This window comes from Pediococcus inopinatus (assembly GCF_002982135.1).
In the GTDB taxonomy this organism is placed as follows: Bacteria; Bacillota; Bacilli; order Lactobacillales; family Lactobacillaceae; genus Pediococcus; species Pediococcus inopinatus.
In genome coordinates this window covers 1,182,324-1,204,043 of record NZ_CP019981.1, presented here as the reverse complement: position 1 = coordinate 1,204,043, position 21,720 = coordinate 1,182,324, and the positions used below count along the sequence as shown (strand labels likewise).

The window sequence follows — 21,720 nt, the reverse complement described above, 5'->3', positions numbered from 1 at the left end:
GAAGGGAGTAAATATAATGGACACAAAAGAAACAGTTTTAAATATTTTAGAGGATCTAACGGGTAATGACGTAAGTACAGATATGGATAGCAACCTTTTTGATGCTGGATTGTTGGACTCAATGGGGACTGTTCAACTCCTTTTGCAACTCCAAAGTGAGCTTGGAATTGCTGTACCAGTATCTGAATTTGAGCGCAGTGAATGGGATACGCCTAATAAAATTATTGCTCAAGTTAAGGAACTACAAGACTAGTGGCTAAGAAACTTTTTCTAATCTTTGGACCAGTGGTTTTAGCCGGGGTACTGTTACTGGCAATTCTGTTTTCCCCATTTAAGTTGAGTCATATCAATTCCAAAACGGAACGCCAGGCGGCAGTATCGTTATCGCCAAATGTTCTCAAGGGTCAAGTGATCAAGGAATCAGCCCTTTCACACAAGAAATTTGTCCCATTTTTTGGCTCTTCAGAGTTTTCAAGATTTAGCTTTTCTCATCCATCAGTACTGGCGACAAAATATAAGCGGCCTTATACCCCGTTTCTGATGGGTGCACCGGGGACCCAATCTTTGACTCATTATTTTCAAATGCAGCTTGTGGATCCCCAATTGAAGAATCGGAAGGCCGTTTTTGTGATCTCTCCTCAGTGGTTTGTACACAAGGGAGCACGTAAGGATGCATTTTCATTCTATTACTCACCACTGCAGTCAATCGTGTGGCTTTTAAATCAGCGCGAAGATCAAAAGATGGACCGTTATGCGGCGAAACGTTTACTTGAGATGCCTTCTGGAAAGGCCAATCATGTAATTGCGAGTGCTTTGAAAAGAGTTGCTGCTGGTAAAAGCATTACGACAGGGCAAAGGACCTACCTAACCTATGAAAAAAGGCTTTTGCAGCATGAAGATCAACTTTTTTCATCGCTTAAACTAAAAAATAATCAAAAACGAATTGATCATTTTGCTAAGCAATTGCCAGCCAACTATCAAATAAAAACGTTAGATAAGTTGGCAGTGGAGCAAGGAAAATTGCATACAACTAATAATAAATTTGGGATTGATAATCATTTTTATCAACGGCGGTTAGAGAAAAAGAAAAATAAATTCAAAAATTTCGAGCGCAATTGGAACTATACGCAATCCCCAGAATTTAGTGATTTTGAACTGGTTTTAAACCAATTTGCAAGTTTGCATACTAATGTTGAATTTGTTATTCCACCAGTTAATCAAAAGTGGAGTGAGTATACGGGATTATCACCAAAGATGCTGAAAGAATTTGATCAAAAAATTCGGTATCAATTAACATCGCAAGGTTTTACCAACATTTGCGACTTGAGTGATAAAGGTAACGTACCGTACTTTATGCAAGACACGATCCATTTAGGTTGGCGTGGTTGGTTGGCGGTTGATCAGGCAGTTGATCCATTTTTGACTACCAAACAAAAAACACCCCATTATCAGATTAATTCGAGGTTCTATTCAAAGGATTGGCAGAATTTGAAGACTGTTCCTAAAATGGCTGCTAATTAAAAATTTTCTACACTTAATAAAACAACAGGTTAGCTGTTGTTTTATTTTTTATCCAGAGGTCATGCTTGATTTTATTTTTTTTAAAAGAGATAATGGAGTTTCAGATCACGTGAAAAGGATGAATAAAATGGATAACCGTGCAATTGGATTTATGGATTCAGGAGTAGGTGGTTTGACGGTCGTGCGAGAGGCTTTACGGCAATTACCGCTTGAATCTGTTTACTTTATTGGGGACCAAGCTAGATTGCCTTATGGGCCTCGTTCTAGTGATGAGGTTCGTCATTTCTCTGAACAAATGGCCTCTTTTTTAATGCAGCGGGATATTAAAATGTTAGTCATTGCTTGCAATACTGCAACAGCGGCTGCGTTAGAAGATCTCCAAGAAAAGCTGCCGATTCCAGTAATTGGGGTGATTTCTCCAGGAAGCAGAGCCGCATTAAAAGCCACTCGTAATCGTCGAATTGGCGTTATTGGAACGGAAGGCACAATTAAGAGTCAGGCCTATGAAAGGGCAATTCTGTCTAAAGACAATTCTGTTGAGGTCTTTAGTTTAGCGTGTCCCAAGTTTGTGCCCCTCGTTGAGAGCAATGAGTATGATTCACCAATTGCTAAAAAGGTCGTTGCCGAGACGTTACAGTTTTTCGAGAATAAAGATGTGGATACATTGATTTTGGGATGTACACACTATCCGCTTTTAAGACCAATTATACAAGATGTGATGGGTGAACAAGTTAAGCTAATCGATTCGGGTGCTGAAACTGTGGGAACCGTTTCTGCGTTGTTGGATTATTTTGAGATTGCCAAAGATGCAGCAGGTGATCAAACTAAGAATGCATACTTTACAACAGCTTCCCCCTTAAGCTTTAATCAGATTGCTAGCCAATGGTTAGAGATTGATATTCAATCAAAAAAAGCGCAAATTGATGAACTAGAATTGAGGATAGAAAAATGACTGCAAATAATCATATCGTCATCGCTACCAATAATTTAGGCAAACTTGCGGAATTTAAGAAGTTATTTGCCCCCAAACATATTGAGGTTTCCTCGTTAAAAGATTATCCACAAATTGGAGAAATTAAAGAGACAGGTCTCACGTTTGAAGAAAATGCCACTTTAAAAGCTAGGGCAGTTGCCAAACAAACTAAGTTGCCAGTTTTAGCAGATGATTCGGGTCTCGAAATAGATGAACTAAATGGGCGTCCGGGAATCTTCTCTGCTCGGTATGCAGGTGATCATGATGATGCCGCCAATAATGCAAAAATATTGAGTGAGCTTGCAGGAGTGCCATTGGAGAAAAGAACGGCCACTTTCCATACAACATTGGTGTTGATGAAACCTAATGAAGATAAGCTGGTAGTCGATGGTGAATTACGAGGCCTAATCCTGTTAGTACCTAGGGGAAACAATGGATTTGGTTATGATCCTTTGTTTTGGGTACCAGAAAAAGAAAAATCTTTAGCAGAGATGTCAGCGGCTGAGAAGAATCAAATTAGTCATCGCGGAAGAGCCAGTGAAAAGCTTCTTAAGCTTTTCGATCAGTGGTGGTAATAACGAATAAATTATCTAAAAATGTCCTTGAGATGCAAATTTTAGTTTTGCATTTCAAGGACATTTTTTATTTGTTGGTTTTGAGCAATTGATTGTTGATAACATGAATCTTATTAGCAGAAAGCTCTGTTAGGTATTTTTGTAAATAAATTGTTTGAATTGTATCTACTGTTCCGTTAGCCACGTACATTTTAACCCGCAATCCGATATTTCCTTGATGATCCTGAACGGGGCCTGTTAATACAGGATCAGTTGTGACATCATTAAGGGTTGCGGTTAAGGTAGGATTTATTTTTTCAATAATTTTTTTTCCGTTTTCTAATTCAGACAAATCTGTGAAAGCAAGAAAAATAGTCACAACTTGATCGTTACGTGAATGATTAGCAATTGCTGTAATTGATCGATTAGGAATGAAATTTGTGGTACCATCATCAGAAAGAATCTGAGTAGAACGTAAACCAATTTCGGTTACTTTTCCATTAATGTTTTGGATAGTAACTTGATCACCAACATCCAATTGACCATCCAACAAAATGAATAAGCCATTTACAATATCGCTGACTAAGCCCTGCGCACCAAGGCCAACTGCGATACTAATAATACCGGCCCCAGCAACGAGCGTGCCAATCGGAACACCAATAATGGAAAGCAAGGCATAAAGATAGAAGAATAAAACAACATAGTGAAAAATATTAATGACTAGAGCTAATAACGTCATTGCTCGGCTAGGCATAGCGTCATTTAAGTGGTGGTATTTATGTAATCCACGAGTTAATAAACGTTTACCAATTGAATTTAGCAACCAAAAAAATATAGAGATCAGAATAATTTCAAATAGATGATTAATTAAACCTGTCGCGATCTTTTCCCAGTCAAAGGAAGTAAAATACTTTTGAAAGGCTTTGATTAGTGAAAGAGGGGAGCTTGTGGCACCGATAAAAAAGTTAATATTGACCATCTCCTTATATATTGATTTTAACAGACTAAAAAAAATTTGTAATCAGTTTCATAAAAAAAGGATTTTACTTCTTTTTTAATTGCAGTGGGTAATTTGTAATGATATGCTTAAGATATTCAAGTTAACGAGGAGGTTGAATTATGACAGGTGGCGGAATTGCAGCGATTATCGCAGCAGTAGCTTTATTAGTATTAGTATTATTTATTGGAGTTGTTTTGATCCGTGCTTCAAAGATTCTAGTGGAAATTAACCGAAGTTTAGCGGTAGTTACAAAAGATGTGGATTTACTTTCTAAAGAAGCCGAAGACATTATGGCTAATGCAAATGATTTATTGGCTGATGTGAATGGTAAGGTAGCAACGATTGATCCAGTATTTCAAGCAATGGCTGATCTAGGTCAGAGCACTTCTGATTTAAATGAGGCAACTCGTAATTTGACAACAAAATTGACAAATCCAGGTAAGAAATCTGGCAAAGTTTCGACAGCTTTCAAAGTTGGCAAGAGTGCTGTAAATATGTATAGAGAACATAAAAACAAATAAAAAGTTGGAGGTTTTAGAAATGGGAAAAGCTAAATTTTTATTAGGAGCTTTATTAGGTGGCTCTGCTGCAGTTTATGCAACCTTGAAATTAACTGGTACAACAAAAGAGGATTTGATTGAAGGCGCGCAGGAAAAAGTTAACCAATTCAGAGCAGATAATAATCTTGAGGGCGACGATTGGGAAAGCGAATTAAAAGACCGTATTTTTGATTCTGCCGCGGATCTTAAGGAAAAGGTTCTTGAGGGTAAAAGCGATCTTTTTGAATCCGCGTCTGATAGCTTTCAGGCATCAACCGATGAACTTCGAGATGAATTAGATCAAGAGGACGATATCTTTGTTGATGGCGATGGTGCGTACGAAGCACCAACGGAAGTCTTTATGCCGCACGCTGATTCAAAGTAAATGGCAACTCTAAACAAACAAAAAGGCTCTTTCGCATAAAAACGAAAGGGTCTTTTAATTTATCGAAAATATGAAATTAACCAACATATGTGAGTTCTTTTGAAGTATGTGTGAAAGGTTCACAACCATTTTTGGTAATGTGTACGCAGTCTTCAATCCGAACACCGGCAACTCCGGGAATGTAAATCCCAGGTTCAATTGAGAAACACATGCCTTCTTCAAGAGCCATTTTATTTCCTTCCATGATAGACGGAAATTCATGTTCGCCCATGCCCATCCCGTGGCCAAGACGATGAATAAAGTATTCACCGTAACCAGCTTTTGTGATGATATCACGAGCAATTTTATCTAAATCCTCTGCAATCATACCTGGTTTAGCTTGTGCTTGTGCGGTTAATTGTGCTTCTAAACATACTTTATAAATATCCATGGATTTTTCGTTTGGTTTCCCAACGGCAACTGTTCGAGACGCATCACTAATATATCCTTGGTGAATGGTTCCTAAATCGAATAAGACTAATTCATTGTTTTGGATCTTATTCATTGCAGTCGCGCCATGAGGCTCAGCAGCGTGGGCACCAGCCTGAATTAAAGTGTCAAAACTCATTTGCATGACACCTTTTTTCTTAAGGACATATTCTAATTCTGCTGAAATTTCTGCTTCGGGACGGCCAGTTTGAACCGCTTCAAAGCCAATTTTAAATGCTAGGTCCGCTTCACGACCGGCCGCGTCTAATTTTTCAATTTCGTCTGCTGTTTTAATTAAACGGAGTTTTTCAATCGAAGGGGTTAAATCTAGATCAAAATTGGCCGTTGGGAATTGAGCTTTCATCGCATTGAAATGAGCAATTGTAAGATTGTTTTTTTCAATGGCCCAATGAGTAGGGGCGGCTGCGCGTTTTTTAATTTGGGTAGCGATCATTTCAAACGGCTGCTCATGATCTAGGTAACCATAAACTGGAAATTTCCAACCAGTGTCGCGAATGGCTTCCACTTCAAGCGCTGGCGCGAACAGGAATGGATCAGCATTTGGAAAAACAAACAAGCCAAGAATGCGTTCCACTGGATCACTTGCGAATCCGGTTAGGTACTCAATTGACTTAGGATCGCTAATATAAGCAATATCTATCTTATGATCATTGACCCACGTACGAACTTTATCTAGCTGTGTCATGTAATCGTCTTCTTTCTTTTTGTGTTATTAATATTATATCATACAGGTTTCCCTTGAAATAAAACTAAAAAAGAGGTATATTTTTCATGAAAGCGTTTCCTACACTTGCAGAGACTTACTTTTTTTGGTAACGTTGACAAGGCAATGAAAACATGTGAAAACGTATAATAACGCACAAAGGAGACTTTATTCAAATGGAAAAACAAACTGTAACGATTTATGATGTGGCACGAGAGGCTGGAGTTTCAATGGCCACGGTTTCACGAGTGGTGAATGGTAATCAAAATGTAAAACCAGCTACTAGACAACGAGTTAACGATGTTATTGATAAACTCGATTACCGTCCTAACGCTGTAGCACGAGGATTAGCAAGCAAGAAGTCGACAACCATTGGGGTCATTATCCCAGATGTAACTAACGGGTATTTTGCTTCGTTAGCACGAGGAATTGATGATGTTGCTTCAATGTATAAGTACAACATTATTATGGAAAATTCTGACGAAAACGATCAAAAAGAAATGATGGTTTTAAATACACTACTTGCAAAACAAGTTGATGGTATTATTTTTATGGGTAATCGGGTTAATGATAAATTACGTGAAGAGTTTTCACATTCAAGAACTCCGATTGTTTTTGCCGGTTCTGTGGATGACCAAGAAAGTGTACCATCTGTAAGTATTGATTATGTTAAATCAACTGAAGAAGCGGTTTCTAAACTAATTGCTGAGGGAAACAAAAAGGTTGCATTTATTAGTGGTTCATTGAGTGAACCAATTAATGGTCAGTATCGATTAGCAGGTTATAAAGAAGCTCTCAAAAAAGCTGGATACAAATTCGATGAAAAGCTAATTTTTGAAACTGATTACAGTTATGAAGCTGGAATAAAGTTAGCAAGCCAGCTTAAGGGGACAGATATCAGTGCGGCATTTGTTGGTGATGATCGATTGGCCGCAGGAGTTTTAAATGGTTTAACCGATCAGGGTGTTAAGGTACCTGATGAATTTGCTTTAATCACAAGCAACGATACACAAGTTGCCCAACTTGTTCGTCCACAATTAACATCAATTACTCAGCCACTTTATGATATTGGGGCAGTTTCAATGCGTTTATTGACTAAGTTGATGAACAAAGAAGAGATCGAAGAACCAACGATTACATTACCTTATGGTTTGGACAGTCGTCAGACAACCAAAAAATAAGTTAGCTAGTGAATAGAATCATGCAAAGCAGTCTTGAGTGTCATCAAGGCTGCTTTTTTATGAAAAAGATTAATGTGAGATGAAAAAAAGATTAAAAAACGGTTGACTTTTTTAATTTAGAGATGAATAATAACTTTAATAAATAAAAAATGTATAGATGAGTAAACAAGCAATTATTTACAGAGAGTCGTTATCTGGTGGAAAACGATAATAAAAACTGGTTGAAGATGGTCTAATTGCAATTTCTTTGGTCGAGCATTCAGGTGTAAGACTAAAAGCGGGAACTCCCGTTATAGGGTTAGGGTATCTGAGTAAATAAAATTTGAATCACGTACCTGAAGAGGAATAATCTGTGAAGGTTATTTGAATTAAGGTGGTACCGCGGAAAAGCATGTTTCCGTCCTTGTCTAGAAATAGGCGGGGATGAGAACGTGCTTTTTTTATTTGGAGGTAATAATAATGACGGGATTTAATACAGAATTAGTACACGGTCAAAATATTCATGATAATCAAACTGGTGCAATAAATATTCCTATCTATAATTCATCTACATATGCATATCCTAGTGCGACAAGTAAAGTGAGATGGGATTATGAACGGTCAGGCAATCCGACTCGTGAATATTTAGAAAAACAAATAACTTTGTTGGAAAATGGTAAAAATGGATTTGCATTCGCTTCTGGAATGGCGGCTATTCATGCTGTTTTTGCAATTTTCAAACCGGGCGATCATATTTTGGTTGGTAATCAAATCTACGGGGGCACATTTCGAATTTTAAACCAGTATTTTAAAGAACGTGGAATTGAGTTTGCAGTGGTTGATACGACTAACTTAGCCACGATCGAGCCTGCTATTAAAGAAAATACGAAAGCAATTTATTTTGAGCCGGTTACGAATCCGTTATTACGTGTTTCTAGCGTGACAGAAGTTGCAAAAATTGCTAAACAACATCATTTGCTAACAATCGTAGATAATACTTTTTTAACTCCCTATTTGCAAAAGCCGCTTAACTTAGGTGCAGATATTGTGTTGCATTCGGCAACAAAGTACCTTAGCGGTCATTCTGATGTGGTCGCCGGGTTGGTGGTTACAAACAGTGAAGAATTAGGAAAAAAGATTTATTTTGTTCAAAATGCTTTGGGTGGCGTATTATCACCAGAAAGTGCCAGTTTGGTAAGACGTGGGATTCAAACCCTTTCAGTCCGGATGGATCGGCAACAGCAAAACGCCTTTGAAATTATTCATTTTTAGAGAAACAATCTGAAATCTCGAAAATTTATTATCCTGGCATAAAGGGAACAAAAGATTATTTGATTGCATCTACAGAGTGCCACGGATTTGGCGGAGTCCTTTCTTTTGAATTGGCGCCACAAATCAATGCAGCGGCTTTTGTTAATCAATTGCAGTTAATTTGTTTAGCGGTTAGTTTGGGAGCAGTTGAAAGTTTGGCAGAATTACCTTATGAGATGAGCCACGCTGAGTTACCACCAGCCGAAAGATTAAAGGCAGGTATTAGCACTCAATTAATTCGGTTAGCAGTGGGTATTGAAGATAGCACAGATTTAATTGCAGATTTGAAGCAGGCCATTGCTTTTGCGGTAGCTCACCCAGTCGAAAAACAGAAAATATAAAAGGACGGTTTAATGATAATGACGAAAAATAAATTTGATACTCTAAGAATTCATGCAGGGTATGACCCAAAAGATCATCAATTTGCTTCCTCTGTGCCAATTTATCAAACTGCAGCGTTTGGACTTGAAAATACTAAAGTTGCTGATCAAATTGTGGCAGGCAAGTTACCTAATCGATATGATTATTCCAGAGATGGTAATCATACTGTTCGCGTGTTTGAAAAACGAATGGCTGAATTAGATGGAGGAGTGGATGCGGTAGCGGTTGGATCTGGAATGGCTGCCATTTCATATACAATTCTTAACGTGGCTGAAAACGGTGGCCGAATTATCGCGCCAAGTAATATATACGGATCCAGTCTCGATGAGTTTCGAACTTTCTTCCCTAAATTTGGCATCGATTTTGATTTTGTAGATGATATTAATGATTTTGACGCTGTGCGCCATTTGATCGGCTCAGAAACTAAAGCTATCTATGTTGAGAGTGTCGCAAATCCAAGTACAGAAATTGCTGACCTGGATAAACTGGCAGAAATTGCGCACGCTGCTGGAATTCCTTTGATTGTAGACAATACTTTTCCGACGCCATATTTATTGAGACCGTTTGAGCATGGTGCAGATATTGATGTTTATTCTTCAACAAAGGGAATCAATGGGCATGGAAATGTAGTTTCTGGTGTGGTTGTGGATCATGGGAGTTTTGATTGGGACAGCCCAAAATTTCCACAGTTTTCTGAAATTGAGTTTACTTTAGGTAATGAGGAAACCGGCGACCAAGAGAGTTTTGTCAGCAAGTTTGGTGATCAGGCATTTATTAATCGAGTTCGCATTAAATATTTACGTTTGCTGGGAGCTGTTTTAGAGCCTGTGGATGCCTATCTAATTTTATTAGGACTCGAAACAATTTCTGAACGTTTGGATCGTGAAGTTGCCAGTGCAACAAAAATTGCGAAATTCTTAGTAGCTAATCCGCATGTTGAAAAGGTTTTTTATTCAGGAATTGAGTCAGACAATCCTTTGGTAGAAAAATACTTTCCTAAGGGAGTGGGGGGGATCTTATCTTTTGAATTGAAAGGTGATACAAACAATGTCGCTAAATTAATTGACCATGTGCAAGTCTTTAGTTATTTACCAAATATCGGCGATTCACGTTCATTAATTGTTAATCCGACGAGGACGACTCATCGTGAAATTCCTGCAGCAATTCGTGAACAGCAGGGTCTGAATGATCAAGTTTTACGATTGTCAATTGGATTGGAAGACGTTGATGATTTGGTTGGTGATTTGAAGCAAGCAATAGAACACGCGTTTATTTGATGAAAAACTGTACAAAAAAGGCTAATAAAATTTTATATTCAAGCAAGTATGATAAGTGTTGGGATTCCTTTAGAGGAATCTTTTTTTACAGAAAGCTGAAACAGTGGTAGGGCTGGGTGAAAAAGCTGTAGGCAAACGGTGATTTTTTTTTAAAAGTAGGAACATGATTTTTACGTGAGTCCAGTTGTATTTAAGAAAACAGTAGATTATAATCAATTTGTTTATAAACCATAAGGAGATGGCTAATATATTAAAAAAAGTCGTATTATTCAGTATTATTTTTGCGTCATTTGGGGTAAGTGGTCAGGCCATTTATGCTGATACGGCTGTAAGCTCTTCTGAAAATTCTCGGATTAGCACAAACGGTTATAGCGCTCAAAGTAGGAATCCCAGTCAAGTAAGCACAGAAGAATCGAGTTCGAGCGATTCGATGGTAAGCAAGAACCCAACGAGTTCTGCCAGTTCTGTAGCTAGTGTTTCCAAGCCAGCTTCTATCAAATCGCACCCAAAAATCCCAACATTTAAAGAGAGAAAGGCTGTACCAGAAAGTAATTCTCAAGCTAGTACTACTTCAGCTAAAGTGTCAGTTTCAAGTCGGCCGGTAACAAAAGCAAAAAAATATGTTACTTTAAAAAAAGTAACTAAGGTAAAGGCTAAGGCGTATGTAAATAAATCTCAAGCAGGTGCCACATATAACCTGGCCGGTAGTGGGACACATGGGCAATTTAGCAAGGCAACTCATCAACTAAAGAACTATATGAAAACCACATGGGTAGTTAATCAGTACCGCTATGTAGTTAAAGCTGATCAGAAAACAGCTTTATATTTTTTTGTTAGATCTGAAACTGGTTCGCAGAGTGGCTGGGTTTGGCATGGGTATTTAAATGAAAAAGCGGTTCAAACCATAGGTTCTACCTCGAACATGAAGAAAGCTATCTATTATCGTAAATCGACATCCGGGAAAACTTATCATATTTCCGGACCAAGTTATGATGCTAAATTTAAAGCAACGCATGCTTTGAAAAATTATCCTAATACTACTTGGTACGTAACCAAGAAAAAGAATGTGGTAAATACCAAAAAGCATCGAGTTACTTATTATTATATTCAGGATAGCAAGAAACATGCTGGGTGGATTTGGAGCGGCTACCTGACTAAGAAAGTTATGTTGAATGTTAAACGCATTTCACAGAATCCGCAATTACCCACGGGTTGTGAAATAACAGCAGTTACGATGATGGTTAATTATGCCGGGGCCAAGGTCAGTAAGATGAAGTTAGCAAAAGAGATGCCTCGAACCAAAACAAAAGATGGAAATAAAGGATTTATTGGTAGTCCTTATTCCAAAAGTGGTTGGTGGGTTTATCCTCCTGCTTTGATGAAGACGGTTAAGAAATACACAAAGTCAGTGATAAATATGACAGGGTCTAGTTTTAATTCAATAAAAAAGCAAATTAATAAAAAACATCCTGTTGTGGTTTGGATTAGTGGCTATGGAGGCATAAACACTAAGATTAATCATGCCATTACAATTATTGGGTACAGTTCTTCACTTGTTTATTTTAATGATCCGTGGACGGGCAAACAGTTGAGTATGACGGTTAGTAAGTTACATAGTTATCGTAAACGGGATGCTTACCGCGCAATTAGTTATTAAGTTTTTATATAAGTTAATTTTTGGGGGATAGAAAATGGATATTAGAAAAATTGCACTGGGGAGTGCAGTGGTGTTGAGTTTGTTAACAATTAGTAGTGTCAATGAAAAATCAGTACAAGCAAAAGTAATTACAAGCAAATGAAGGTAGTATGAAATCATGGACACGATTTAGTATAATTCCATAATAGGAAGGATTGTGTTTTTATGACCAAGAAAAAGTACTCAGTAGATTTTAGAAAAATGATTGTCAAGCTGTACCAGGATGGCGCCCCGGTAGCTGATCTTACAGACGAATATGGTGTATCAAATGTAACTATTTACAAATGGATTAATCTATATAAAGAAGACAAAGGAAGTGGAATTTCCAAATCAGATGTTTTAGCGTTGCAAAAACGTTTGAAACAGCTAGAAAGTGAGAATGACATCTTAAAAAAAGCCTTAACCATATTCGCCAAAAAGTAAACCCAGATGACTGGCAGACAGCCGTTGATATTAATTTGAAGCACCATAGTATCAAAGAAACCTGTAAAGTACTCTCAGTTCCACGCTCAACTTACTATGAACATCAGCAGAATCATGTATCGCCACAAGCCAAGCGTCGTAAGACACTTAGCCAGTCGATTAAACGCATTTACTTTAATTCTAGACGTATCTACGGGGCACCTAAAATTCTAAAAGCGTTACAAAAAGAAGGTAAGACTGCCAGTATTAAGCTAGTTCAACGATTAATGCGCCAAATGGGGTTAAAATCAATCACGCGCAAGAAGTGGCATTATCAACAAACTAATGATATTGATGCGACTGATTATTCAAATATACTCGCGCAAGATTTTCGTACAACCAGTCCAAATCAAAAGTGGTGTGCAGACATAACTTATATTCACACCAAAGCCAATGGCTGGTGTTATTTATCAAGCATTCAGGATTTATATTCACGTAAAATCATTGCCCATAAAATCAGCCGTCATATGACTGCTGATCTTGTGATCAGCACTTTTCAACAAGCCTTTGAAACTAGAAAGACGACTAATAACTTAATTGTGCATACCGATCTGGGTAGCCAGTACCGCAGTGCTGGCTTTGAACAGATCTTAGCGCAACACCATATTCGCCATTCTTATAGCAAGCGTGGCTGTCCCTATGACAATTCATGTTTGGAATCATTTCACGCCAGTTTGAAAAAAGAAGAGGTTTACCAACACCATTATCAGGATTTTGAAGAAGCAAATGCTGCAATATTCAGCTACATTGAGAGCTTTTATAACAGTGCTCGAATTCACAGTAGCATTGATTATTTAACTCCAAATGAAAAGGAAAAATTAGTCGCTTAAATTATACATAAAATGTGTCCAGATTCTTGACCTAAATCCAAAATTTAGTACAGGTTTAATTAAGAAAACGACTAATGAATACGGAGATTTAGATAGTACAACAAAAGTTGCCATTTTAAAAAAAAATAAAGTTGTAAAAATTAAATCTTTCGCGAATTTTATAATCAAGTTAGCCACCTTTTAAAAGTGGCCAAATAAAAGACACCAAGACGAAAAAATCAGGTATCATTGAAGTTCCCACACTAAACAATGAAAGAGGTTTTCGTCTTGGTGCAAGAACAGCTTATCACATCTCACGTAAAGGGTCATCATTTAACTCAAATTGAGCGAGGCAGAATTGCTGGCTTACTTTCTGCAGGCAAATCTGCTCGTCAAATTGCCGCTGAAATTGGTGTCTGTCATCAAACTATTAATAATGAGCTTAAGCGTGGCCGCATTCAACAGGTAAAGAAACTCAATGGTAAAGAACAGTACTTTAGCGTTTATGCGCCTGATACGGCCCAAGTTCGGTATCAAACGAATCGACAACGCTGTCATCGACCTCTAAAATTTAAATTTGTTACTAACTTTCTGGCTTACTTTGATGATCATTTCCACCAAGATGATTGGTCACCTGATGCAGCAGTCGGCTTCGCCCACCAACAACATCTGTTTAAGCGCACGGAGATGGTTTGTACGAAAACTCTCTACAACTATATCGATGCGCAATTGTTAGAGATCCGTAATCTTGATTTGGTGGAGAAGGCTAACCGTCGTACTAAACATCACTGGTCAAACAAGCATCTACGTTTAGCTGGTAAAAGTATTGAGGAACGTCCTAAAAGGGTCGACAAACGCAAGGAATTTGGCCACTTTGAGATTGATACTGTAGTTGGTAAACGAAGTGGACATGAAAGTGTATTATTGACCTTCACGGAACGTAAAACTCGTTATGATATTGTTCGCTTGATTGAAGGCAAAGATGCTGATTCGGTATCGTATGCACTTAAGGGAATTTGTGCTGAATTTGGTGATCTTATTAAATCTGTTACTGCTGACAACGGAACGGAGTTCACAGCCTTGAATGCAGTCTTAGACGGCGTAGCTGACATCTATTATGCCCATCCGTATAGTTCCTTTGAAAGAGCAACCAATGAAACTCATAACCGCATGATTAGACGATATTTACCTAAGGGACACTCATTAGATACGATTGGTCCCAAGACGGTTTCAATGGTTGAAAGTCGTCTTAACCAATTACCGCGACGTATCTTGAAGTATCAAACCCCAAAAGAAGCTTTTCAAATTGAAGCAGCACGTATTCGTAAATCATGTAGTGCGTAGCTATTATCTTGACCTTCAATAGATATTCTGACTTGCCCCGCAACTTCGCCTGCGGGGTGGCTAACTTGTTCTTGCAATTTCCGAAATTAAATCTTTAACGAAAAATACAAAAGGATTATATCGATTCCAATTATCAACCGGTAAATATATAACGGCAGATACTGCCAGTGTTCAAAAATTAATTTCGACCTATAAAAAGTATTACTATGTGAAACCATCAATGTCGATTATCAAGGTTTTGCATAAAGTTGGATATTATCGTTCGCCAATAGCTACCAAAGTTAACAAATATTTATCCAAAGGAAATTATGCACATATTCTTAGTGTTGCTTATACTAAAGCGGGAAGACCAATGCTTAAAACTAGCAATGGAGAATATATTACTTCTAATCGAGAATGGGTGGCGAATTCTAAGGGCTATCAAAATCCAAAAAAATATTTTCAGGTCCAAAATTCAAAAATTAAACCCGCCGGTACAATTGGTTATACTTTAAAACGAGGGTATGAAGGGGTAAAAACCTGGAAAGTAAAACGTCAATTAGGAATTGGCGGTCGTAGTTGGTATGAATATGCCACTTATAATAGTACGACAGTTTCTGCAGTTAAAAGGTTTCAACGGGGACATCGCTTAAGTGCAACTGGGGATGTTAATTTGGCAACCTGGGAAAAATTAGGTTTTAGTAAATCCTCATGGAAATCTATTGATTCGTATGCAGCGCCACTTTATGCCCGTACATGGCAGGGGCGAAGTGCCCATGTAAATGCTGAAATCAAGCAAGCGTATCGCTATTTAGGACGAGCTTACATCGTTGGAGCTTCATCCACACCGACATATGGGACGGATTGTTCGGGGTTGGTTATGCAGTCGCTATATGCAGGTGGTTTGAATATGAATTCTGTTGTTTCATCGATTCACCATGCTTACCCAGGTAATGAATGGAATAGCCGCAATCTTTGGTCAACATCGAAATTGAGACGAGTTTCGTATGCTGGTCGTAAACGAGGAGATTTGATTTTCTACTATGAACCAGGCACCCGTTCTATTTACCACGTTGCAATTTATCTTGGTGGTAATCGAATTATTGAATCCTGGCCGAACCATATTCAAGTTTCCGGGATTCGTTCTAATTCGCATACATCAATTGCCGGGGTTAAACGAGCCTTTAATTAATATAGTTTAAAATAACGGATCGATACCAGCATGATATTTAGTGCGAGATATCGATTTTTTATAATTATTAGTTTGAACAAATAGATATTAAAAGATCGAACTAAAAAAAGACTAATAAATGTGGTAACGTATGCATTCTTAACCAAAATAGGTTAAAAGATGGCGCAATGGCCTAACAAGGTGATTAAAAGAGCTTGCCAAAAACACTGTTGTTTACTATACTAGATAAGGTTTTACTAACAATAAAAATTCAATATATAGAAAAGAGGAGTTTGGAAATGTCAGGACATTCTAAGTGGCACAATATTCAGGGTCGTAAAAACGCTCAGGATTCAAAACGTGGAAAAATCTTTCAAAGAATTTCGCGTGAAATTTATATGGCAGTCAAAGCTGGGGGTCCTGACCCTTCCGGAAATCCTCAATTACGTTTGATGATGGATAAAGCACGGGCTGCAAACATGCCAAAAGAAAATATTAAACGTGCTGTGGACAAAGGTTCTGGTGTCGGCGGTGCTGCGTACGAAGAAATTACGTATGAAGGATATGGGCCTGGTGGTACAGCAATTATCGTGGAAACCTTAACTGATAATAAGAACCGAACAGCAGCTGCAATTCGTTCAGCATTTACTCATCATGGTGGTGCTTTGGGCGCAAGTGGTTCAGTTTCTTACATGTTTGATCGGAAGGGATACATTGTTATTTCTCGCGAGGACAATGATACCGATGAAGATACGATGATGATGGATGCTTTAGACGCTGGTGCCGATGACATTCAAACGTCTGATGATGCATTTGAGATTTACACTGACTCTAAGGCATTGGCACAAGTTAGGGATGCGTTGGAAAAAGCAGGATATAAGTTGGCAACTGCCGAACTAACCATGATCCCTGAAAACGAGACCCCAGTTCCCGAGGAGAAAATTACTCAATATCAAGGTTTGATCGATGAGCTGGAAGACGATGATGATGTTTCTGAAGTTTACGAAGCAGCGGAGCTTCCTGAAGAAGAGTAGTTAACTAAATAGGTTTGTTAAATCAAGTTCATAATGAACTTGATTTTTTTTTGCAAAAAAATAAAAAAATAACTAGTTTTTACGTATCTTAATTGTGTGGGGGAGATAGTTATGAAACTAGAGGACTACGTTCAGAAATTTATGACAACTTGTATTGAAAAACGAGCAACTTATTTGTACATGTTACCTAGGTTGGATGAATACCAGATTATGTATAAACATTTAAATCAATGTCACATTATTCAAGAGGTTTCACAGCAAACAGGAGAACAATTAATTGCATTTTTTAAGTTTCAAGCAGATATGGCTTTGAGCGAAAAAAGGAGACCCCAAACAGGGGCATATTATTGGCATCAAAAAGATTCTGTGGTTCATCTGCGACTCTCGTCAGTTGGCGATTTTTTAAATCGCGAGTCGATGGTCATCCGATTCATCTATCCTGTTGAAGGTGCCCATATTCAGCACCTAGAGCCCTTTCAGTGGGAAAAACTGGTTGAATTATCCAATAAGAAAGGATTGCTTTTGTTTTCGGGTCCAATGGGTTCTGGAAAAACAACTTCAATTTACCAATTGGCGCGTTACTTGGCCCAAGAAAAAGTAGTTATGACTATTGAAGATCCGGTTGAAATTCTGGAAGAAAAATTTTTACAGCTTCAAGTTAATAATCGTGCGGAAATGACATATGAGCAGCTTTTGAAAGTTGGTTTGAGGCATCGACCAGATATTTTTATCATTGGTGAAATTCGAGATGAGCATACTGCAAATGTAGCGGTAAAGGCAGCGTTAAGCGGTCATTTAGTTTTAAGTACAGTTCATGCACAAAATGCATTTGGGGTTATTAGACGATTGCAGCAACTAAACGTGGATGCCGATATGTTACAGCAGGCTTTGAGCGGAATTGCATATCAACGACTGATCCCTGTTCGGAAAGGAGAAGTTGCGGCCCTTTTCGACATTATGGAGGGTGAAGAACTAAAAGAAGCTTTTTCTGGAGAGCCTAATCAAAAAATGACGTCAACATGGGGAGATTGTCTTGAAAAAGAATATCAAGAGCATAATATTTCAGAGGAAACACTATTGGAATATCAAGAAGGGTAAATTTTCGATTAAAACTCAAGCTAAGTTTTTTATGTTGCTAGCTGATTTGTTGAGAGTTGGTTTTAGTTTAGGTGAAGCACTAAATTTTATAAAAGTTATAATTCCACGCAAAGCAAAACAAATTGACCAAATAATAGCCACTTTAGAACATGGAGATCCTTTTTCAATGGCGATTAAGCCGTTCTTGAACGAGAATATCTACTACCAAGTTTTAATTTCGGAGAAACATGGTGATTTGTCGGTGAGCTTACAAGCGCTGGGAACTTATCTAACTGCGAAACAAAAACAACAAACTAAGTTGCTTCAGTTGCTTGAATATCCGTTTTTATTACTTACGTTTTTGGGAGCATTACTAGTAGGGATGAAAATCTATATTTTCCCGGAGCTTAGTTTATGGAATTCTGCGACGCAAGTGCACAAAATCAAGTTTTCCAATGTCCTTATTTTTATAGATTTGGTTACTTTAATTGGGTGTCTTTATATTTATATAAAAAGATTTTTAAAGAAACCAATTGTGAAACGAGTTGAGGTTATTTGTCGTATTCCGATCGTTGGTAATGTGTATCGAACTTATTGTCATTACTATTTGTCTTTGAACTTGGCCATGTTGCTAAAAAGTGGTCTAGGAATTAAAAGTATCTGTGCGATGTTAGCAAATTTTTCTTCGACATCATTACTTTATCAAATTGGGACGGCCCTTGAAAAACAGTTATCAGAAGGAAGAAAAACTTCATCCTTTGTTAAACGTTATCCGTTTATCCCTGAGGAACTCAATGTTTTAATGAATAAAGGAAATACGGCGGAGGGTCTAGGACAAGAATTAGTGATGTTTTCTAAAATTAAGTATCAAAAGCTGACAAAACAGATTGAAAGGTTAATTGGGTTGATTCAACCACTTATGTTTTTGCTGATTGGCCTGGTAATTGTTTTAATGTATTTAAGTATGTTACTGCCAATGTATCACTCAATGGAGGGTGTTTATAAATGAAAAAAGAACAACGTTTTAAAAAAGGCTTTACTTTGATTGAAATGACTGTGGTCCTATTTATTATTTCGCTTTTAATTTTAATTGTGCTGCCAAACATTGCCCAACAACGAAATAATGCAAAAAAGATTCATGGAAATGCCATGGTTGAAGTGGTTCAAACCCAGGTTGATCTATATGAAAATGAACATCAAAAATTACCGGCTTCGCTTGAAGAATTAGAAGAAAAGGGTTATTTAACCGATAAACAAGTAGATCAGGCAAAAGAAAACAATATTACGATTAAAGACAATAAAGCAGTTAATTAGTTCTAACTATGAGCAAAGTAAAGAGAGGCTTCACTCTAATTGAATCGTTAGTTGTTTTAACAGTAGTTTCTTTACTACTATCGGCCGGAACCGTGAGTTTTAAAAGGGTACTTGCTAAACAACAAGAAAAAGAATTTTGGGTGACATTTGATAGAGAATGGAAAAAGTATGAACAGTTCGCCAATTTAGAAGGTGTGGTTACTTATATTTCTTTTGATAAAAGTAGAAACAAAGTTAGTTTCAGGCCTTTGAAAACATTTGATAAAAAAAGTTGTGAGGTTAAATTACCAGTAACTCTTTCATTATTCAGTAATCGTGAGGTAAAAATTGGCAGTGATGGCTATGTTAAACCGCAAACTATTGCTTTCAGTTCTGACCTTGATAAATGTACGTATCGAATGACTGTTCAATTGGGATGGGGCGTTTACCATGTTAAAAAGGAATAAAAATGGTTTTATTTTTAGTGAGGCACTTGTTGCGTTGGGATTGATCAGTATTTCTTTGGTACTTTTACACAATTGTGTTCAAAGGGAAAAACAAATAGAAAAGCAACTGGAAAAACAAGTTGAGATAAGTCGCCAAATGTTAGAAGGGAGTCGACTGTTTAAAAAGAATGAGTCTAAAAAGATTCAAGTTGGTCATAGTGTAATTGAACAAAAACCAAATTTATTTATTCTCAGAAATTCTGAAAATATTGTCGTAAGGAAAATAAATTTTGAATAAAAAAGCAGGATTTACGCTAATTGAAGTACTGGCTTCATTGGTCGTGTTGGGAATGATTTATCAGCTTATATCGTTTGGTAGTAGGTTGATGAATGTCTCAATTTCACAACAAAGTAATTCAGCAAATTGGCAATTATTGGTAAGTGAATTGGAATCGGCAAAGCACGGTTTTAAATACAAAAGTAGTAAAAACAACTATGTTTATTTAGATAGTGTTACCGAAAATAAAGTTTATAAATTAGAAAAATACCAAGATGAATTACGATTTTCGCCAGGGTACGTTCCGTTAATCGCTCATGTGGAAATAGTTAATTTTGATTATCAAGAACCTTTTTTGAAACTTCAAATAAAATTTAAAAACGGAGAAATAAAAAAAGAGAATGTATATATTCCAAAAAAATAAGTCTGGTTATGTTTTGTTGAGTGCGATTATTTTATTAACCATCTATAGCGGCATGGTTTTTCAAATCGAGAAAAATCGACAGGCAAATATTGCAACTCAATCAAAAATAATAGCTGCGAATGAAGGGCGCACGTTGTGTAATATTTTGATTTTAAAAAGAAAAACTGATAAAACGAAACAAAGCATCGTATCGAACATGGGGATTGCAAAGGTAGATGGTAAGCAAATTGTGGTTATATTAAAAAATCAGGATCGTTTTTGTTTTTCGTTAGGAGTGCAACCGCTATAAATGCCAAAGTAGTTGTTTTCGTGTTAAACTATTTGAGTAGTTTAAGTTAATGACGAGGTGAAAGATTACGAATAATGGTGAAATTGAACAACTATTTAATATAATTGACGAAAGCACAGAAACTCTGATGCGAGAACTCGATACGTCTTATTTGGATGCCTTAATTGAAACGGGAGATAATTTGATTTCTGGTGAGGTTCGGACTGAGAATGGGAAACCTAGTACAATAGAAAAAAATAATTTAGAGCATTTTTATAGCGAGGCCAACATTAAACAGCTTGATCCAGAAGTTATCCGGCAAGCTATTCAATTAGCAATTTTGAAAGCATCACAACAAGATCATATTCAAGCAAATCATCAGATGACACCAGATACAATAGGGATGCTATTTGCTTATTTATTGCAAGAATTATTGCAGACTAGTGATGTACTGACGGTGTTTGATCCTGCAGTTGGAACGGCAAATTTACTTACGACAATCATAAATGATATTTATCGTAATCATGCAGATACTAAAATAACTGGGATCGGTGTTGATAATGATGATTCAATGTTAGCCATGGCAGATATTAATTCTAGACTGCAGGGACTTGATATTGATTTATATCATCAAGATGCCTTAGACCAATTGGTATTTAATGCTGCAGATGTGGCAGTTTCTGATTTACCGGTTGGATACTATCCAATTGATCATCGTGTGAAAAATTATGAAACCCACAGTACTGAAGGACACTCTTATGTACATCATTTGTTAATTGAACAAGCAATGAATCATGTTGTCCCAGGAGGCTTTGGAATCTTCCTGGTACCAAGTAACCTGTTTCAAACAGAGCAAGCGGCTAATCTATTGAAATTCTTTAAGAATAAAGTTTATTTACAAGGCTTTTTGAACTTACCAAAGGACCTATTTACTAATGCGAGTTTGCAGAAATCAATTCTTATAATGCAAAATTATGGGGAACAGGCCAAACAGGTCCCACAGGTTTTGTTAGGAGATTTTCCATCGTTTAAAAAACAAAAAGAAATGAAAAAGTTTTTAGCTGAAATTAAACAATGGCATCGTCAAAATTTTTGATCTAGGTTTTACTTAATTCGATAATTCCGATATGATTAATTAAAAGTATAT

At 37.1% G+C, this 21,720-nt stretch carries 24 protein-coding genes, 1 pseudogene and 1 other annotated feature; of the genes and pseudogenes, 23 read left to right on the top strand and 2 right to left on the bottom strand.

The features are described from left to right. Positions 1 to 16 precede the first annotated feature (16 nt). The 4 genes from dltC to PI20285_RS06130 all read left to right on the top strand — a co-directional run bounded on the left by dltC (position 17) and on the right by PI20285_RS06130 (position 3,069). Complete coding sequence (gene dltC, locus PI20285_RS06145; protein ID WP_057774905.1) at positions 17 to 253, top strand: D-alanine--poly(phosphoribitol) ligase subunit DltC; 237 nt, start codon at positions 17 to 19, stop codon at positions 251 to 253. Further along, positions 253 to 1,521, top strand: a complete 1,269-nt coding sequence (dltD, locus tag PI20285_RS06140) for a D-alanyl-lipoteichoic acid biosynthesis protein DltD (protein WP_057774902.1) — start codon at positions 253 to 255, stop codon at positions 1,519 to 1,521. Before dltC ends, dltD begins: the two co-directional genes overlap by 1 nt. A 127-nt stretch (positions 1,522 to 1,648) precedes the next feature. Then, positions 1,649 to 2,473, top strand: a complete 825-nt coding sequence (gene racE, locus PI20285_RS06135; protein WP_057774918.1) for a glutamate racemase — start codon at positions 1,649 to 1,651, stop codon at positions 2,471 to 2,473. Continuing rightward, complete coding sequence (locus PI20285_RS06130; protein WP_057774899.1) at positions 2,470 to 3,069, top strand: XTP/dITP diphosphatase; 600 nt, start codon at positions 2,470 to 2,472, stop codon at positions 3,067 to 3,069. The genes racE and PI20285_RS06130 overlap by 4 nt, the downstream gene beginning before the upstream one ends. A 67-nt stretch (positions 3,070 to 3,136) precedes the next feature. Here PI20285_RS06130 and PI20285_RS06125 read toward each other — a convergent pair whose 3' ends face one another. Continuing rightward, positions 3,137 to 3,871, bottom strand: coding sequence for a mechanosensitive ion channel family protein (locus PI20285_RS06125; RefSeq protein ID WP_158694978.1), 735 nt, complete (start codon positions 3,869 to 3,871; stop codon positions 3,137 to 3,139). Positions 3,872 to 4,167: 296 nt separating this feature from the next. Between PI20285_RS06125 and PI20285_RS06120 the strand changes: the two genes are divergently transcribed. Both PI20285_RS06120 and PI20285_RS06115 read left to right on the top strand, forming a co-directional pair. Then, positions 4,168 to 4,569, top strand: a complete 402-nt coding sequence (locus PI20285_RS06120; protein ID WP_057774893.1) for a DUF948 domain-containing protein — start codon at positions 4,168 to 4,170, stop codon at positions 4,567 to 4,569. 19 nt (positions 4,570 to 4,588) lie between these two features. Further along, on the top strand, positions 4,589 to 4,972 hold the full coding sequence (locus PI20285_RS06115) for a hypothetical protein (protein ID WP_057774891.1): 384 nt from the start codon (positions 4,589 to 4,591) through the stop codon (positions 4,970 to 4,972). A gap of 76 nt (positions 4,973 to 5,048) precedes the next feature. On the opposite strand, the gene PI20285_RS06110 is transcribed toward PI20285_RS06115, so the two are convergent. Further along, positions 5,049 to 6,146 carry a M24 family metallopeptidase gene (locus tag PI20285_RS06110; RefSeq protein WP_057774888.1) on the bottom strand — a complete coding sequence of 366 codons (1,098 nt, stop codon included), beginning with the start codon at positions 6,144 to 6,146 and terminating at the stop codon, positions 5,049 to 5,051. Between the two features lie 194 nt (positions 6,147 to 6,340). On the opposite strand from PI20285_RS06110, the gene ccpA reads away from it, so the two are divergent. From ccpA to PI20285_RS06025, 17 genes and pseudogenes are all read left to right on the top strand, one after another. Further along, the gene (ccpA, locus tag PI20285_RS06105; protein ID WP_057774885.1) at positions 6,341 to 7,345 is read left to right on the top strand and encodes a catabolite control protein A; all 1,005 of its coding nucleotides are present in this window, start codon (positions 6,341 to 6,343) and stop codon (positions 7,343 to 7,345) included. Between the two features lie 145 nt (positions 7,346 to 7,490). After that, positions 7,491 to 7,753: a binding site (T-box leader), on the top strand. A 51-nt stretch (positions 7,754 to 7,804) separates the two neighbouring features. Further along, positions 7,805 to 8,976 (top strand): annotated as a pseudogene (locus tag PI20285_RS06100) (trans-sulfuration enzyme family protein). A gap of 18 nt (positions 8,977 to 8,994) precedes the next feature. Next, positions 8,995 to 10,293, top strand: coding sequence for an O-acetylhomoserine aminocarboxypropyltransferase/cysteine synthase family protein (locus PI20285_RS06095; RefSeq protein WP_057774883.1), 1,299 nt, complete (start codon positions 8,995 to 8,997; stop codon positions 10,291 to 10,293). Between the two features lie 238 nt (positions 10,294 to 10,531). Next, positions 10,532 to 11,950: a C39 family peptidase gene (locus PI20285_RS11835; RefSeq protein WP_057774880.1), complete on the top strand. Its 1,419-nt coding sequence runs from the start codon at positions 10,532 to 10,534 to the stop codon at positions 11,948 to 11,950. Between the two features lie 204 nt (positions 11,951 to 12,154). After that, on the top strand, positions 12,155 to 12,412 hold the full coding sequence (locus PI20285_RS06085) for a transposase (RefSeq protein WP_017866964.1): 258 nt from the start codon (positions 12,155 to 12,157) through the stop codon (positions 12,410 to 12,412). Next, complete coding sequence (locus PI20285_RS06080) at positions 12,397 to 13,281, top strand: IS3 family transposase (protein WP_105782191.1); 885 nt, start codon at positions 12,397 to 12,399, stop codon at positions 13,279 to 13,281. Before PI20285_RS06085 ends, PI20285_RS06080 begins: the two co-directional genes overlap by 16 nt. 249 nt (positions 13,282 to 13,530) lie before the next feature. Beyond that, a complete protein-coding gene (locus PI20285_RS06075; protein ID WP_105782206.1) occupies positions 13,531 to 14,604 on the top strand; it encodes an IS30 family transposase in 1,074 nt (357 codons plus the stop codon). A gap of 76 nt (positions 14,605 to 14,680) precedes the next feature. After that, entirely contained in the window at positions 14,681 to 15,775 is a 1,095-nt protein-coding gene (locus PI20285_RS06070; RefSeq protein WP_425325080.1) for a DUF5776 domain-containing protein, read from the top strand. A gap of 278 nt (positions 15,776 to 16,053) precedes the next feature. Continuing rightward, a complete protein-coding gene (locus PI20285_RS06065) occupies positions 16,054 to 16,788 on the top strand; it encodes a YebC/PmpR family DNA-binding transcriptional regulator (RefSeq protein WP_057775114.1) in 735 nt (244 codons plus the stop codon). A 111-nt stretch (positions 16,789 to 16,899) separates the two neighbouring features. After that, positions 16,900 to 17,886, top strand: coding sequence for a competence type IV pilus ATPase ComGA (comGA, locus tag PI20285_RS06060; protein ID WP_057775116.1), 987 nt, complete (start codon positions 16,900 to 16,902; stop codon positions 17,884 to 17,886). Then, on the top strand, positions 17,822 to 18,874 hold the full coding sequence (gene comGB / locus PI20285_RS06055; protein WP_162260860.1) for a competence type IV pilus assembly protein ComGB: 1,053 nt from the start codon (positions 17,822 to 17,824) through the stop codon (positions 18,872 to 18,874). The genes comGA and comGB overlap by 65 nt, the downstream gene beginning before the upstream one ends. Further along, a complete protein-coding gene (gene comGC / locus PI20285_RS06050; protein WP_057775121.1) occupies positions 18,871 to 19,179 on the top strand; it encodes a competence type IV pilus major pilin ComGC in 309 nt (102 codons plus the stop codon). The genes comGB and comGC overlap by 4 nt, the downstream gene beginning before the upstream one ends. A gap of 8 nt (positions 19,180 to 19,187) precedes the next feature. Then, positions 19,188 to 19,625: a prepilin-type N-terminal cleavage/methylation domain-containing protein gene (locus tag PI20285_RS06045; RefSeq protein ID WP_057775124.1), complete on the top strand. Its 438-nt coding sequence runs from the start codon at positions 19,188 to 19,190 to the stop codon at positions 19,623 to 19,625. Continuing rightward, positions 19,609 to 19,902, top strand: a complete 294-nt coding sequence (locus tag PI20285_RS06040) for a hypothetical protein (protein ID WP_057775125.1) — start codon at positions 19,609 to 19,611, stop codon at positions 19,900 to 19,902. The genes PI20285_RS06045 and PI20285_RS06040 overlap by 17 nt, the downstream gene beginning before the upstream one ends. Continuing rightward, on the top strand, positions 19,895 to 20,305 hold the full coding sequence (locus PI20285_RS06035; protein ID WP_057775128.1) for a competence type IV pilus minor pilin ComGF: 411 nt from the start codon (positions 19,895 to 19,897) through the stop codon (positions 20,303 to 20,305). The genes PI20285_RS06040 and PI20285_RS06035 overlap by 8 nt, the downstream gene beginning before the upstream one ends. Before the next feature lie 16 nt (positions 20,306 to 20,321). Further along, a complete protein-coding gene (locus PI20285_RS06030; RefSeq protein WP_156406538.1) occupies positions 20,322 to 20,594 on the top strand; it encodes a hypothetical protein in 273 nt (90 codons plus the stop codon). A 64-nt stretch (positions 20,595 to 20,658) separates the two neighbouring features. Then, positions 20,659 to 21,669 carry a class I SAM-dependent methyltransferase gene (locus PI20285_RS06025; RefSeq protein ID WP_323709140.1) on the top strand — a complete coding sequence of 337 codons (1,011 nt, stop codon included), beginning with the start codon at positions 20,659 to 20,661 and terminating at the stop codon, positions 21,667 to 21,669. Positions 21,670 to 21,720: the final 51 nt, after the last annotated feature.